This is a genomic window from Aquimarina sp. KJ22-3 (assembly GCF_055808215.1).
The window spans coordinates 2,114,676-2,130,583 of sequence record NZ_CM147859.1 but is presented as its reverse complement, the minus strand read 5'-3'; the positions used below and the strand labels follow the sequence as shown (position 1 = coordinate 2,130,583).

The following is a 15,908-nucleotide window of genomic DNA, read 5'->3' as shown; positions in this document are numbered from 1 at the left end:
AATTTTTTACGGAAATTCTCAAAAAGAAAAGCCTCTTGGGGGAAGAGGCTTTTTAACAAGTTTTGGGGTCAATAATTCGGGGGAATTATTTTTTCCAGGGACAAAAAAAGTCTAAAAACAATCAAACAAACAATTCAAATTTTTCTCTTTCTCTTACTTTTCTCATTTACACTTCAAAAGTAGTACAGTATTCGAGATTTTATATAAAAAGGGGAATTCAAAAATCATGTTTTATCGATAAAAAACACAAATAATCGATGAAAAGCGAAATCTTGTATAAAAAATCAAAAAAAGAGAGAGTTTTTAAATGATAAGTACCGACTTTATCTACTAATTAACTGATCCCATACGTTGCATAAATTTCATTAATATCGTAACATTACATCCGAAAATTTTGAAAATCACGTATGGAAAGTCAAGACATTACTCCTTCTACCCCAAAAAATGAAGAAATTATAGAAAACAAAGCCCTTAATATTTGGGAAGCACTCATACCTGTAGTGATTTTGGTAATTATGCTATTCTATAATGTATTTGTTTTTGGTGATGATGCGTTGAGTGGAAGTAATCAGTTTATTCTGTTGTTAGGAGCAGCCGTGGCTGCCATTGTAGGATTCTTCAACAAAGTATCTTACAAACAAATGATGGAAGAAGTAGCCAATAATGTAAAATCCACTACTGGAGCTTTACTCATTTTATTAATGGTAGGTTCTTTGGCTGGTACCTGGCTTATTAGCGGAATTATCCCTACGATGATTTATTATGGGCTTCAAATCTTAAATCCCACGATATTCCTTGCCGCCTGTGTAATTATCTGTGCAGTGATCTCTATTGCCACAGGTAGTTCCTGGACGACTTCGGCTACAGTGGGTATTGCACTTATAGGAATTGGTGATACTTTAGGAATCTCATTAGGGATGACAGCTGGAGCTGTAATTTCTGGAGCTTATTTTGGAGATAAAATGTCTCCCCTTTCGGATACTACCAACCTTGCTCCTGCTATGGCTGGTGGAGATTTGTTTTCTCATATCAAGTACATGACGTACACTACGATTCCAACCATTACTATTACACTTATTGTGTTTATTATTATTGGCTTTTCGATAGATACTTCTGGAACTCCACAAATAGGAGAACAATTAGCAGCGATAAAAGGAGCTTTTACCATTACGCCATGGTTGTTTATCGTTCCAATTCTAGTGATTGTTCTTATCGTAAAGAAGACACCTCCTTTGATTGCTTTGTTGGCCGGTACTTTATTAGGAGCTATCGCTGCAATAATCGCACAACCTGATATTGTTATGAATATTACAGAAAGTTCAGAACTGACTTTTACCTCCGCCTATCAAGGAGTAATGAAAGCGATGACCGTGGATACTGCAGTAGAAACTACAAATGCACAACTCAATGATTTATTTACCTCTGGAGGTATGGCAGGAATGCTAGGCACTATATGGTTGATCGTATGTGCCATGGTATTTGGTGGTATCATGGATGCTATTGGAGCTTTGGCTACTATCAGTAAAGCATTATTAAAAATGTTTGATTCTGTGTTTGGTCTATTTGCAAGTACTGCAGCTAGTTGTCTGATCTTGAATGCTACTGCTTCGGATCAATATCTGGCGATTGTGGTACCAGGACGCATGTATGCAAAAGCGTTTAAAGATAAAGGGTTAGCACCAGAAAACTTAAGTAGAACGCTTGAAGATACGGGTACAGTAACATCAGTACTTATTCCTTATAACACCTGTGGAGCATATCAAAGTGGTGTATTAGGTGTTCCTGTTGTAGATTATGCCTTCTATGCGATCTTTAATTGGTTAAGTTTCTTTATGACCTTGATCTTTGCTGCTTTCCGCATAAAAATTAAACAACTGAAGGAAAACTAAATTCGATAAAAAAATAAAAAGGAGATTCTTTTGAATCTCCTTTTTTTATGATTGAACATCAACAATCGGAATTGGTTTTTTATCATTACCAATGGCAACAAATTTGAAAGATCCTGTGACCGCAAGCTCTCTATTAAAACTATACATGTCCTCTTTGTAAATATCTACTTTTACCGTACAACTGGTCCTTCCTACTGCTGCTATTTTTGCAATTAACTCTACAATGGTGCCACCAGGAATTGGTTTTTCAAAATCAACTTTATCCGAAGAGATAGTAACTACCTTCTTTCGGCTAAAACGAGTTGCACAAATAAAAGATGCCTCATCCATCAATTGCAGCGCAGTACCTCCAAATAAGGTTTCGTAGTGATTTGTAGTATTGGGAAAAACGGCTTTAAAGATTCTGGTTTCAGATTTTTCGATCAATTCTTCAATAGTGTTCATATGATGATGATATAGTTTTTTCTTATATAGATTTGTACCAAAGGTAAATCATATCGCAGTATCTTTGCTATGTATTTAAAAAACTTCCAATGGATATTATAGAAAGTTTACGTTGGCGTTACGCCACCAAAAAATTTGATGCTGAAAAAATTCTTCCAAAAGAAAAGATTGATATACTTACAGAGGCCTTTAACCTAACTGCTACATCATATGGGCTTCAACCACTTAAACTTATTGTCATACAGGATAAAGAATTACAAAAAAAGCTAGTAGCACATTCCTGGAATCAAAATCAGGTAGTGCAAGCTTCGCACGTTTTGGTTTTTGTATCGAAACGCAAATTGGAGAAGCATATATTCGTGATTACTTCAACAATGTAAAAGAAATCAGAAATACGTCTGAGGAGATACTGAAACCGTTTAGAGAACAATTAGTGGAGTCTTTCAAAGAAAAGCCTACAGATGAAATTGCCGTTTGGGCTGCCAAACAGGCTTATTTAGCCATGGGTAACTTATTAACCGTATGTGCCTTAGAAAAAATAGACGCCTGCCCTATGGAAGGTTTTATCCCACAAAAATATGACGAAATTTTACAACTTGATGAGAAAGGTCTGACCTCTGTTTTGGTACTCCCCGTTGGGTATCGAGCAAAAGATGATATGTTCTCTGACTTTAAGAAAGTAAGGCGCTCTACCAAAGACACTATAATAAATATTTAGTTAAAAAAATATAAAATAGCAACAAGCATATAAGAACTCTTTTCGGTACTTTTGCCGAAAAGAGTTTTTAATATAATACCACAACTAGCTATGCCAGGATTTGAATTATTTGGTGAAGAAGAAAGGAAAGAAGTACAAGACGTTTTGGATAATGGAGTCTTAATGCGTTATGGTTTTGATCCTATGAGAAACGGTCACCATAAAGCCCTCGAACTTGAAAAAGATCTGGCAAAGCGAATGGAAACCAAATATGCTCAATTAGTTTCTAGTGGTACTGCAGCTCTTACTGTTGCCCTAGCTTGTGCAGAAATTGGTGCAGGAGACGAGGTAATCATGCCCACTTTTACTTTTGTGGCAAGCTTTGAAGCCATACTTTCTGTAGGCGCTGTTCCTGTACTATGTGATATAGATGATACGCTTACTTTGGATCCAAAAGCAGTACAAGCTGCCATCACTCCAAAAACAAAGGCAGTAATGCCTGTACACATGTGTGGATCTATGGCGGATCTGGCAGCGCTAAAAGCTATTTGTGATAAACATCAACTTATTTTGTTAGAAGATGCATGTCAGGCTATTGGGGGGACTTATGACGGAAAACCTCTGGGAAGCTATGGGGATTTAGGTTGTTTCTCTTTTGACTATGTAAAAACGGTTACCTGCGGTGAAGGTGGTGGTATTATTACTAATTCTGAACTGTTTGCGGATAGAGCTCACAAATATCACGATCACGGACATGATCATATCGGTAATGATAGAGGTGCAGAAACGCATCCGTTTTTGGGATACAACTATCGTATTTCTGAATTAAACGCAGCGGTTGGAATTGCGCAATTGAGAAAATTAGATCATACGCTTTCTGTACAAGAAAAGAATTATACCGTATTGCGAAATGCATTAACCGAAATCCCTGAAATTACTTTTAGACGTGTACCGGAAACCGGAGTTGAAAATTATTCCTTTTTAAATATATTTTTACCCAATGAAGATATCGCAAGAAAAGCGCATAAAGCATTGGGAGCACATGGTGTAGATGCCTGTTTTTATTGGTTTGACAACAACTGGCACTATTACAAAAAATGGGAGCACCTACTAGAACAAAAGTCTTTAGGCAAATTGTCTCCCGAAGTACAATCCGGATTACAAAAGAACAATCGGTCTTTCGATGCCAGCGATGCATGGATGGGAAGAACCATTTCTTGCTTGGTGAAACTGGGTTGGTCTGAAGAGGAAACCCGAGAAAGGGCTACAAACATGGTGGCTGCTATCAAAAGCGTATTATAACTATATAGTTCGAATTAAAAGATCATACATTCTCCATCATTTGGAATAAATACCTTATCTGATAACCCTATGTTATGCACTTCTTTTTTTAGTTGTGCTCTGGTTGTGGGACAATGATTCACAGATTCCATATGGTTGGCGATAACATGACCCGGTGCATCCTTTATAAATTGAAGAATATCCTCCATGGTCATTAATAAAGGTTTGAAAATATCAAATTGAGCAGAACCTGTTGCCAAAATATTAATATCCGGTTGATATTCTGCAAGCACTTTTTTTACGTCATTGGTATAAATCGTATCTGAACTGATATAGATTGAAGGTTGATCCTTAAATTGAATATAAAACCCCATGACATTACCAGCAGGTTTTGCTATAAAACCATAACCATGACGAGCAGGAATTCCTTCAATTTTACCGCCTAAAAAGTCTACTCTTTTCCAATAGTTAATCTCCTGAGAAATATTCAAGCCTTTTTTCTCCAAAGCGGATACATCTTTTACACTGCAAATAATGGGTATGTTTTTGGAACGTAGGAAATGCTCTGCCTTTTTATCCAAATGATCCGGATGCAAATGAGTAAGCAAACAATGTGTTGTCTTTGAGATAAGCTCCATTGCGGCAGTGGGTAAATCAACTGTAGGATTACGTTGTGGTTTGAAACGGAAAAAGGTAAACGGAGGTCCCGTTTCTCCTTTTTGCCCCAACATTGGATCTACCAGGATTACTTTATCTTCTATTTCTATGACCAGAGTAGCATTTCGAATATGATGAATTTTCATTTCCTATTAGATTTTTAAAAAAGTACGCTACAAAAATCTAAATATGAAATGAATAGAAGGATACCAAACGGCTACGAATAACTACCATTTTGATAAGACAAGCGATACTCTTTTGGAGTTAAGCCTGTTTGATTCTTGAAAAACCTAGATAGATGGTTCGACTCAGAAAAGTGAAATATGTCGGCTAACTCTTCGATTGTAGACATGGTAAACAACAATTTCATTTTGATTTCAAAAGCCAATCTGGACTTCAAAAATTCGGTGGTTGTTACATTAAAATGCTTACTGATCGCTTTATTTAAAGTAACCCTACTTACCTTTAATATATCAGTATAATCATCTATACGCTGTTTTTCGTAGATATGTTGTTCTACCAATTTTCGAAACTGATACGCTAGAATATCATTAGAAATAGTAGAAACAATATCATACTGTTCTGAATACAAGCGATTCAACTGAATTAAAAGATAATACAAAATAGAGCGAATAAGATGAACACTATCGCTTTTGGGATGTTGTAAATCGGTTTTTATTTCCTTAAGCTTTTCTAAATAATCATTCTTTATACGCTCAGAAACATTGAGATGTAATGGGAAATCTGTTTGGTAAAAATATAGCAAACGATATGTAAAATATTGATCGGCAAAAAAATCATTTAGGAAGTCTTCTTGAAAAACTAGAATGGTGGCATCAAATTTTTCTTGATCCACATCCCATTGATATCGTTGATTTTCTGTAATGAATACAATACTATTATCTTCAAGAGTAATCGTTTGATCATTTAATAGTAATGTACCATTAGCCTCTTTGATAAAAACAATTTGAAAAAAGTCTGTAGTATATACATCATCAGAGAAGACAATGCTACTTTCAAATTTGATCCGCAGCACATTAAGAAGAAGATCGACTCCGCATAAACTTTTATTGAACTTTACATGTTTCATTCACCATATGGCTAGTTCTTCTTCTATTTTTTAACAAAACCAAATAACATTCGGTTCTATTTGTATCGCACTAAGCGTAAAGATTAATTACGTACTAATAATTGACGTAATCTACGATTTCGAGTCCATAACCAATCATCCCTACTCTCTTTTGTTGTACCGTATTAGAGACTAATCGAATTTTATGGATGTTCAAATCATGAAGAATCTGAGCACCTATTCCAAAATCTTTGCTATCCATCATGATTTTTGGCGCTTTTACTACATCTTCTCCATTCTGAATTTCCTTTAACCCTTTTAAACGTCCTAAAAGGTTCAAAGATTGACTTTCCTGATTGATAAAAATAATAGCTCCTTTCCCTTCGGTATTAATCCTTTGGAACATAGCGTCCAAACGTTTATCTGCATTGTTGGTCAAGGTTCCTAAAATATCATTATTAAATAAGGTAGAGTTTACTCGAGTCAACACTGGCTCGTTGTCACTCCAGTTCCCTAAAGTAAGTGCTATATGGATTTGGTTGTTTGTAGTTTGTTTATAAGCTCTTAATCTATATTTTCCAAAACGTGTTACTAAATCAAAATCTTCTTTTTTCTCGATCAAGGAGTCATGTTGCATTCTATAGGCTACCAGATCTTCTATAGAGACTAATTTCAAGTCAAATTTTTTGGCAACTTCGACCAGTTGCGGTAAACGAGCCATTGAGCCATCCTCATTCATGATCTCTACAATAACTCCTGCTGGTTTTAGACCTGCTAATCGGGCAAAATCTATTGCGGCTTCAGTATGACCTGTACGTCTTAATACTCCCCCTCTTTTGCCTTAAGTGGAAAAATATGACCAGGTCGAGCCAATTCATGTGGTTTGGTATTTTGATCGGTAAGTGCCAATACGGTTTTTGCTCTATCGGCAGCAGAGATACCTGTCGTAACTCCATTCCCTTTTAAGTCCACAGAAATGGTAAAAGCCGTTTCCATCGGATCCGTATTATTGCCGACCATCATATTTAATCTCAGATCTTCACAGCGATTTTCGGTAAGCGGAGCACAAATAAGTCCTCTACCATGCGTAGCCATAAAATTGATCATCTCTGGAGTCACCTTTTCTGCCGCAGCCAAAAAATCTCCTTCATTTTCTCTGTCCTCATCGTCTACTACAATGATCACCTTTCCCTGTCGAATATCTTCAATAGCTTCCTGAATAGTATTCAACTTGATCTTGCTGGTAGTCTCCTTAATTTCTGACATAGTATTCCATATAATTTAGATGCAAAGATATTCAAAAAAGAAGACTATTTTTCTTCTTTTGAGAATCGTTTTGCAAAGAAATCTTTAACAGGCTGAACAAAGTTATCAAAGTTAAAAATACCTTGATCCGTTGTTGCTCTTCGAGTAAGAAAGATACTGAGTGGAAAAATAATAAAGGTAGAAAGCCATGAACCTATAAAAGGGGGTATCCCTCCTTCTTCTGCACTATTTTTTGCAAAAATACCGATAAAATGATAGGTCAAAAACAGCACTACACCGATTACAATCGGCAATCCCATCCCTCCTTTTCTGATAATTGCTCCTAGCGGTGCTCCTACAAAAAACAGAATAATACAAGCAACTCCCAAAGCGTATTTATCATGCAGTGACATTTCGTATTTATTCAAAGCTCTTTTCAGCGCTGTAGTTGTACTTTGGGTAGAGTTAATTTGTCTGATAACTCCATCAGCATTAGAAAAAGCCAATTTAAAAATCTGTACTTTTTGTTTGGTATCAAAGTAATCCTTCAGGTCTAAAGAATCTTCGATTGCTTTTGGAAGTGTATCTATTTTAATATTCTTATTTAGTTCTTTTAAGCCATTTCTTTTTTCGATATTGTCTATTACCGATTCGAAATCTTTATTTACCCGATCAGACAAGGTATCGATCTCATGTCTCAGTTCGTTCACATTCAACATATTGTAGCCTTTTCGATACTGCTGTGCATCCATATCTACATTATCCAAAGAAGATAGATCTATGTTAAGTAAGTATTTTTCAAAATGAGTTTTGGCAAATGGGATCTTTTTTCTTCGTTGTGGAGAACGCTGCTGGATTTCGTCATAATAATTCCCATCTTTAAGTATCAGCGTAATTAAGTCAGAATCTGTACTCCCTCTTAATTCTCCATCTACCGCTTTAATCACTGTAAAATTACCCGGTCTTGCTGCTTTTTTATGGATGATAATATCTCTTAGAAATTGATCATTATCTCCATACTTCTCGGCGACCTTAATATTGATATCTCCCAGATCATTAAATTGATTGGGAGCGATTACCATTGCGGGTTTGACCTTTACTATGTTTTTCCTGAGATTAATGAATCTTTTTTCTGAAGATGGAATTACAGTATTCGAAAAAAGAAAAGCTCCTATTCCTACAAAAAAGATAAAAACAGCTAGTGTTCTCATGGCACGCTGTAGCGAGATCCCTGACGATTTCATTGCAGCAAACTCATAATTTTCGGCAAAACTCCCGAAAATCATGATGGAAGTCAATAAAATTGTAAGCGGCAGTACCATAGGAATTAACCTTGGTGTCGCAAACGTCAAAAACTTAATGATTACAGAAAAGTCCAAATCTTTTCCCGCCAATTCAGATATAAACAACCAGATTGTTTGTAATAAAAGAATAAACATAATAATGAAGAACAGTGGAAAAAACGTCTTCAAAAAGGTTGATAAAATATATCTGTCAAGAATTTTCATTCACTTAAATTTCCTAATCAATATTTATATAAGGACACTATAAAATGCCATTCCAAAAACTATTAAAAGACAAAGAACGTGTATTTTTTAATACCCGTTCTTTTGTTTATCATAATTTTATGTAGATCAATCCAAACGATTGATATAATAGCTATCGTACTTAGACTCATCAAAAATGAATAAGGTCTCTGATAGCGGTTGATTCGTTTTAAAACTAGTTACTGTAAAGGTTACATTAGAACCATTGTTTTGTTTCTGAATCATTTTATAAATGTGCTTTGTTTGCTTATCGATTCCTAGCAATACTTCTTTCAGATCGCTTCTCGAATCGATCGGAATCAACTTTACAAATTGAATCTTACGACCTTGTACATTCTGAACAATATCCATTTTATAGGTATACCCTTCTTCGTAAAAAGTCAGCATTTTGGATGGAGTGATGCTGTTGTCATCATCTTCATCTTGGGATGAAATATTAATCTCCTCATCTTCCGGCACAATTACGTATAACTTTTTACCATCATACATCTGCTCTGTCCCCATCAAATTCAAAAGATATTTATTTCCTTTTAAGGTAACGTCTCCTCTGGTTTCCTGAGATACATTTTCTGCTGGATTATTGATAGCATATTTAAATCCTATCACAATATTACTGTAACTTTTTACCTTTTGGGAAACCTCATCCAATAACCCCTTCGCATCCTGAGCTTGCATTGCAGCGGCTCCCATAAAAAGTACTGCGAATACAATCTTTTTAATCATTCTATTTAATTTCTTTGTTTTTGTGTGTATCATTATAAATTGGGTGTTAAATTCTATGATCACTCATTATCTAATAACTGTTGAAGTGCCACCAAATCTGTAACCAACACTTGTCTTGCTTTACTACCTTCAAAAGGTCCTACAACTCCGGCAGCCTCTAACTGATCGATCAAACGACCTGCACGATTGTACCCTAACTTTAGTTTCCTTTGTAATAAAGACGCCGATCCTTGCTGTGCTGTTACAATAACTTCAGCTGCTTCTTTAAACAGTTTATCTCTATCGCTTTTATCTATATCAAGACTTGTGCCACTTTCTTCTCCCACATACTCTGGAAGCAAATGCGCATCGGGATATGCTTTTTGACTACCTATGTACTCTGTAATGCGTTCTACTTCTGGAGTATCTACAAAAGCACACTGAATACGAATGATATCATTTCCTTGCGTATATAGCATATCTCCTCTACCAATTAACTGATCGGCTCCTCCGGTATCCAAAATCGTTCGAGAATCAATTTTTGAGGTTACCCTAAATGCAATTCGCGCAGGGAAATTGGCTTTAATCATACCTGTAATTACATTTACCGAAGGTCTTTGTGTAGCGATGATCAAATGAATCCCAATAGCACGGGCCAATTGTGCTAATCTGGCAATCGGAGTTTCTACTTCCTTACCGGCAGTCATAATTAAATCTGCAAACTCATCGATTACTAAAACAATGTAAGGTAAAAATCGATGTCCGTTTTCTGGATTTAATTTTCTAGTCTTAAACTTAGCATTATACTCTTTGATATTACGCACCATAGCCTGTTTGAGCAGGTCATATCGAGCATCCATCTCTATACACAAGGAATTGAGTGTATTTATTACCTTGGTATTATCTGTTATAATTGCTTCTTCGGCATCCGGTAGTTTTGCTAAGTAATGTCTTTCGATTTTATTAAATAAGGTCAATTCTACCTTTTTAGGATCTACCAATACGAATTTAACTTCTGCTGGATGTTTTTTATACAATAGCGAAGTCAGTATCGCATTAAGACCTACCGATTTACCTTGTCCTGTAGCACCAGCCATCAACAAGTGAGGCATTTTGGCTAAATCTGCTACAAAGGTTTCATTAGAAATAGTTTTACCTAGAGATAATGGCAATTCCATTTCAGCATTCTGAAATTTTGGTGATGCTATAGCAGAACGCATTGAAACAATGGTTGCATTTTTATTTGGTACCTCTATACCAATTGTTCCCTTACCAGGTATCGGAGCGATAATACGAATACCCAAAGCAGCAAGAGAAAGAGCGATATCGTCCTCGAGATTCTTAATCTTTGAAATTCGAATACCAGCTTCGGGAACAATCTCATACAACGTAACCGTTGGTCCTACAGTAGCTTTTATTTGAGCAATTTCAATTTTATAGTTCTTTAGTGTCTCTACGATTCTATTTTTGTTTTCTTCAAGTTCTCCCTGATCAATAGTGATCCCACTACTATTTGCCGTATAATCCTTTAATAGATCGATAGTTGGAAATTTAAAGTTGCCCAGCTCTAAGGTAGGATCAAACTCCCCAAAATCTTTAACCAGTTTATTACTGATATTTTTGACTTGTTCTTCTTCGGCAGTGGTCTCTACCTCCATCGCAATATCTTCTGGATTATCTTCGGATTTAATAACGAGTTTGTCAGGAACATCATTATCTCTATTCTCGGGATTGCCATAAAACTGATTGATAGTAGGGTTCAGCGTAATTTCGTTATTATCAGTATTGGTTGCAACAACTTTTACTGGCTCTTCCTTTTTCTTTTCTACCTTTTCTCCATTCTTGGATCTGGCAATAATGGCATCAATTTTTTCTTTAATTCCAGAAGAAGAAGTCTCTGGTTCTTTTTCTATTGTTTCCTTTACTTCATTATTAACCGAAGTAGGTTTTGGTGAAGCTTCAAAATCATCTGCAATCACTTTTTGTGTCTTCTTGATAGAGGCAGTTAGTTTTTCTGGTGTATATCGCAAACGGATCACAATGTATATGATTGCAAAAAACGCTAGTATCAATACTGTACCAATAAAACCTACATAATCTTGTAAAAGGTCATTGATCTCATATCCTATTACACCGGCCAAAAGACCTCCTTCTTTTTGTACAAAACCAAAAACTACCGATACCCAAATCATAACCAAAACTCCCCAAAACCAGAATCCAGCCAACTTCTTTTTATTCAAATCGAAGAACAGGTAAACCCCTGTCAGTGAAGTAAGTACCGGAAGCACTAGTGCTGATATTCCGAAACCTTGAAAAATGAAAAAATGACTCACTTTTGCTCCAGATTTACTTAACCAGTTTTTTGCAGTAGAACTTCTATTATAAAATTCTGAAATTTCGCTTTGATCCATTTTCCAGTTGAAGAAAAATGAGATAAACGCGAAAAATAATCCTATTCCCAGAAAAAACAAGAAGCTACCCAAAACTACTTTCTGTTGCCTGGATAAAGTGAACCTTTCTTTTAAAGAGGTTTTTGTTTTTTTTGTGGTTTTCCTTTTTGTACTTACTTTTCTTTTAGCCATTATTTTAATGTCTTATCGCAAAAATACGAATATCTATATTGGAACGTAAAAATGCCTTAAAAATTTTCTTTTATCCTTATAACAGCCAAAAGTTAGAACCATAGAATTATAACATTTTTAAGACCGAATTTAATAATTACTTAACGATTTAATTTATTAATAATCAGTATCTTGAAGAGATTTCAAGAACTACTTGATTCTTGTGTCCATCAACTTACCTTCCAAAAAAGTAACGTTCACCAGGTAACTGTTCTACTATTGCTTTAGAACGGCTATACTGCGTTGTATTCACATTAAATCTAAATGCTTAAAAAAAATGTTATGAAAAATTTACTTTTATCCTTTGCTCTATTAATTTCTTCTTTAGGTTGGACTCAAAACACCAATGATGTCATTACTTTAAAAAACGGAAGTGTCATTATCGGTAAGATTACCGAGTTTAACTACAACAGTAACGTGTCCATACAAACTCAGGATGGTTACAATTTTACATTCAGGGCTAATGACCTAAAAAGTGTAAAAAAATTACCCGCAACCAACGAACCAACTAATACTCCAATTCCTAATCAGAATTACGCCAATAGTAATTCTAATCAAGGGATCACTTCTTCTACAAATCAATTTACCAATACGCAGCCAGCTGTAAATCAAGGCGTCCCTTCTGGAACTAACACTTGGGATCAGCGGTCTTATACTCCTAATATTCAAAACAATCTGCAAAACCAACAGCTTCCCAGCACAAATCAACAATTTGCAGCAAACACAAGTGCCAATACATATGGCCAAAATTATCCAAATACAAGTACCTATCAACAGCCTAAAACATACCCAAATACACAACATGCTCAGAATTTTCAAAATCCTCAGCCAACACAGAACTTTCAAGGACAAAACCAATATCAATCTGCAAACGCTTTACCGGTAAATCCTTCTCCACAAAACGTTAGTCCCCAATATGGTAATACCGGAAACAATTATGCGAATCCAAATTCATCAAATCGTTATGCAGCACCACAAGGGTATGCTCAAAATCAATTCGTCCCCGCACCAGTTCCTAGTCCTACTCCCACAACTGTTCCTGCTCCTGCTCCCAGAGCCGTTCAAAGCTCCGATATTTTCACTAATGTTGATAACTATGGAAGTATTACAAAAACAGCTCCTGTAGACTGCTCCAGAGGATTTGGAAATTATGGTTTTATCAATAAAACAGGAAGAGATATCATTGTGAGCCTTCAAAAGCAACAAAGTGATGGTGTCTACGGCGATTTTAAAGAAATTTCTATCATCGCAGGTTCCAGAGGGTATTTTAATAATATGAAAGCAGAAAGCTATCCCTTTTTTATTAAACAGAAAAGTCTAGTAGGTAATAACCGAAACGATTATGTCATCTTGGGTAGAGGAAAAATAAAGATAGAAAAATGTAAAACCACATTTATAGAGATTAAATAATCTCCTTTACCAAAATACAAAAGCCGCTTTATCTCATTATAAAGTGGCTTTTGTTTTATTTTAAAATATGTAAGGAATATAAATGATCAATCCAATGATTACTGCGGTTACTGCCGCAATAAAAACTGCCCCAGCTGCAACATCTTTTATAAATCCAATTTTATTATGAAAATCTGGATGAATAAAATCCGCTACCGCTTCTATCGTAGTATTTAAGCCTTCGATACTCATTACCAATCCTATGGCAAAAATTTGTAAAATCCATTCGGTAGAAGTGATATTAAAATAAAATCCCAAAAAGGTCATAACTACAGCAATACCCGCTTGTACCTGTATACTTGGTTCTGTTTTGAGCAATAACATTGCTCCGGTAAATGCATAACCACATCCTTTTAGTCTTCCTACGATAAACTTGGTGATCTTACTCATCTTTTTTAGGAGAGCGCATTAATTGCAGCTTCATAATTAGGTTCCTGTGCAATTTCTGGTACTTGTTCTGCATATGCAATTGTCCCATTTTCATCTACAACTACAACTGCTCTAGAGTGTAATCCTTGCATAGGTCCATCAACGATTTCAACTCCATAATCCTTTCCGAACTGTCCGGTCTTAAAATCTGATTGATTGATTACATTTTCAAGTCCTTCTGCACCACAAAAACGCCCCTGTGCAAATGGTAAATCTCTGGAAACACATAATACTTTTGTATTTGATAAATCGCTAGCCTCTTTATTAAAAGCTCTAACCGAAGCAGCACATATACCGGTATCGATAGATGGAAAGATATTTAGAACTACCTTTTGTCCCTTATAATCTGATAATTTTGAAGTAGACAGATCTGTATTTACCAATTCAAAATCAGGAGCTTTCTGCCCTACTTCAGGTAATGTTCCGATAGTATGTATTTCTGTTCCTTGTAAAGTTATTGTAGCCATAATATAAATGATTGTTTTTTGTGTGTTAAAATTAAAAAGATTATATCGTATTTTGGTAAAGTTTCTATAAAATAAAAAACCTCCCGATAGGAAGGTTTGCTTTTTCTTTTTCAGGTATCGATAGACCCCAAAACTCGCTGCATAAAATTGTTGAGCGCTTCTTTTTTGGGAGTACCTTGTTTGATCATTTTATCAACCTCTAAGGCACCATACATATTCGATATTAGTTCCCCTATTACATCAAGTTCTTCATCTTTTAACGAAGGAACCTCTGTTAAGGCTTCCAAAGTTTCTATGGTTTCAACGACAAAATCTTCATCGTTTTCTTCTATAAAACTTGTAAGGTGCTTAATTACTGGTAACTTCATTTACTAGGTCTTTTAAGATTTCAAATTTATTTGTTTGGACCTGATTCACAAAAGCTCCATTTTTGAAAGTAGCGAATGTAGGTAAGTTATCTACTGTAGCCATCTTTCTGGAGTTTGGATATTTTTCGGCATCTACAACGATAAATGTAGTATCGCTATTTTCTGTAGCCAATTTTTTAAATTTCGGTTTCATTATTCTGCAGTTACCACACCATGAAGCAGAATACTGAACCACTACTGTTTCAGAACCTTCAACGATTTGAGAAAGGTTATCTTCACTTAGTTCCTGAACCATATCTATATGATTTAAAAAACGCACTCTTGGATCATAGCATACCCATAGAGTGCGTTTGTTACTATTTTAGTTAGCCGCCAAGTATGACGCTACACCTTCTCTATTTGCATTCATTGCCTCTTTTCCTTCTTCCCAGTTTGCAGGACAAACCTCACCATTTTTTTGAACGTGAGCATAAGCATCAATTAATCTTAAAAACTCTGCAACGTTTCTTCCTACTGGCATATGATTTACTCCTTCATGAAATACCGTACCTTCTTCATCGATAAGGTAGGTCGCTCTGTAAGTTACGTTATCTCCTTCTACAGTCACCACTCCAGTTTCCTCGTTGTACGTTTCATTAGTAATATCAAGGATTCCTAGAGTACTAGCAAGATTACGGTTAGAGTCTGCAAGAATTGGGTATGTTACTCCTTCGATTCCTCCATCTTCTTTAGCGGTATTTAACCATGCAAAATGCACCTCTGGTGTATCACATGATGCCCCGATTACAATTGTATTTCTCTTTTCGAATTCTGCTAACGCTTCTTGAAAAGCGTGTAATTCTGTTGGACATACAAAAGTAAAATCTTTTGGATACCAGAAAAGCAATACTTTTTTGTTGTTATTTTTTGCTTCTTCCAAAACGTTAAGTTTAAAAGTATCTCCCATATCGTTCATTGCGTCAACGTTTAAACTCGGGAATTTTTTACCTACAAATGTCATATTGTATTTTTTAAATTGATAATTGATTAATTTTTTAAAACAG

14 protein-coding genes and 2 pseudogenes are annotated in these 15,908 nt (G+C 35.5%); 4 read left to right on the top strand and 12 right to left on the bottom strand.

The window, feature by feature from the left end:
* Positions 1-407 precede the first annotated feature (407 nt).
* The gene (gene nhaC, locus AC0L3Q_RS09565) at positions 408-1,889 is read left to right on the top strand and encodes a Na+/H+ antiporter NhaC (protein WP_473286363.1); all 1,482 of its coding nucleotides are present in this window, start codon (positions 408-410) and stop codon (positions 1,887-1,889) included.
* Positions 1,890-1,934: 45 nt separating this feature from the next.
* Here the strand turns inward: nhaC and AC0L3Q_RS09560 are convergent, their stop codons facing one another.
* Positions 1,935-2,333 (bottom strand): acyl-CoA thioesterase, encoded by a 399-nt coding sequence (locus tag AC0L3Q_RS09560; RefSeq protein WP_473286362.1) that lies wholly within the window; start codon positions 2,331-2,333, stop codon positions 1,935-1,937.
* Between the two features lie 89 nt (positions 2,334-2,422).
* Here AC0L3Q_RS09560 and AC0L3Q_RS09555 point away from each other — a divergent pair.
* Positions 2,423-3,051: pseudogene (locus AC0L3Q_RS09555) on the top strand (NAD(P)H-dependent oxidoreductase).
* A 90-nt stretch (positions 3,052-3,141) separates the two neighbouring features.
* Positions 3,142-4,332, top strand: a complete 1,191-nt coding sequence (locus AC0L3Q_RS09550; RefSeq protein ID WP_473286361.1) for a DegT/DnrJ/EryC1/StrS family aminotransferase — start codon at positions 3,142-3,144, stop codon at positions 4,330-4,332.
* Positions 4,333-4,346: 14 nt separating this feature from the next.
* On the opposite strand, the gene AC0L3Q_RS09545 is transcribed toward AC0L3Q_RS09550, so the two are convergent.
* The 6 genes and pseudogenes from AC0L3Q_RS09545 to AC0L3Q_RS09520 form a co-directional block, all read right to left on the bottom strand.
* Positions 4,347-5,114 carry an MBL fold metallo-hydrolase gene (locus AC0L3Q_RS09545; RefSeq protein ID WP_473286360.1) on the bottom strand — a complete coding sequence of 256 codons (768 nt, stop codon included), beginning with the start codon at positions 5,112-5,114 and terminating at the stop codon, positions 4,347-4,349.
* A 71-nt stretch (positions 5,115-5,185) separates the two neighbouring features.
* Positions 5,186-6,058: a helix-turn-helix domain-containing protein gene (locus AC0L3Q_RS09540; protein WP_473286359.1), complete on the bottom strand. Its 873-nt coding sequence runs from the start codon at positions 6,056-6,058 to the stop codon at positions 5,186-5,188.
* Positions 6,059-6,152: 94 nt separating this feature from the next.
* A pseudogene (ribB, locus tag AC0L3Q_RS09535) lies at positions 6,153-7,303 on the bottom strand (3,4-dihydroxy-2-butanone-4-phosphate synthase).
* A 44-nt stretch (positions 7,304-7,347) separates the two neighbouring features.
* A complete protein-coding gene (locus AC0L3Q_RS09530; RefSeq protein ID WP_473286358.1) occupies positions 7,348-8,790 on the bottom strand; it encodes an LptF/LptG family permease in 1,443 nt (480 codons plus the stop codon).
* 126 nt (positions 8,791-8,916) lie between these two features.
* A complete protein-coding gene (lolA1, locus tag AC0L3Q_RS09525) occupies positions 8,917-9,552 on the bottom strand; it encodes an outer membrane lipoprotein periplasmic chaperone LolA1 (RefSeq protein ID WP_473286357.1) in 636 nt (211 codons plus the stop codon).
* 59 nt (positions 9,553-9,611) lie between these two features.
* Positions 9,612-12,113: an FtsK/SpoIIIE family DNA translocase gene (locus tag AC0L3Q_RS09520; RefSeq protein WP_473286356.1), complete on the bottom strand. Its 2,502-nt coding sequence runs from the start codon at positions 12,111-12,113 to the stop codon at positions 9,612-9,614.
* Positions 12,114-12,434: 321 nt separating this feature from the next.
* Between AC0L3Q_RS09520 and AC0L3Q_RS09515 the strand changes: the two genes are divergently transcribed.
* Complete coding sequence (locus AC0L3Q_RS09515; RefSeq protein WP_473286355.1) at positions 12,435-13,562, top strand: hypothetical protein; 1,128 nt, start codon at positions 12,435-12,437, stop codon at positions 13,560-13,562.
* A gap of 60 nt (positions 13,563-13,622) precedes the next feature.
* On the opposite strand, the gene AC0L3Q_RS09510 is transcribed toward AC0L3Q_RS09515, so the two are convergent.
* The 5 genes from AC0L3Q_RS09510 to AC0L3Q_RS09490 all read right to left on the bottom strand — a co-directional run bounded on the left by AC0L3Q_RS09510 (position 13,623) and on the right by AC0L3Q_RS09490 (position 15,865).
* Positions 13,623-13,991 carry a diacylglycerol kinase gene (locus AC0L3Q_RS09510; RefSeq protein WP_473286354.1) on the bottom strand — a complete coding sequence of 123 codons (369 nt, stop codon included), beginning with the start codon at positions 13,989-13,991 and terminating at the stop codon, positions 13,623-13,625.
* 5 nt (positions 13,992-13,996) lie between these two features.
* The gene (gene tpx, locus AC0L3Q_RS09505) at positions 13,997-14,497 is read right to left on the bottom strand and encodes a thiol peroxidase (RefSeq protein WP_473286353.1); all 501 of its coding nucleotides are present in this window, start codon (positions 14,495-14,497) and stop codon (positions 13,997-13,999) included.
* Between the two features lie 110 nt (positions 14,498-14,607).
* Positions 14,608-14,865: a DUF6952 family protein gene (locus tag AC0L3Q_RS09500; RefSeq protein WP_473286352.1), complete on the bottom strand. Its 258-nt coding sequence runs from the start codon at positions 14,863-14,865 to the stop codon at positions 14,608-14,610.
* Positions 14,846-15,160, bottom strand: coding sequence for a thioredoxin family protein (locus AC0L3Q_RS09495; RefSeq protein ID WP_473286351.1), 315 nt, complete (start codon positions 15,158-15,160; stop codon positions 14,846-14,848). The genes AC0L3Q_RS09500 and AC0L3Q_RS09495 overlap by 20 nt, the downstream gene beginning before the upstream one ends.
* 66 nt (positions 15,161-15,226) lie before the next feature.
* On the bottom strand, positions 15,227-15,865 hold the full coding sequence (locus AC0L3Q_RS09490) for a peroxiredoxin (RefSeq protein WP_473286350.1): 639 nt from the start codon (positions 15,863-15,865) through the stop codon (positions 15,227-15,229).
* Positions 15,866-15,908 lie beyond the last annotated feature (43 nt).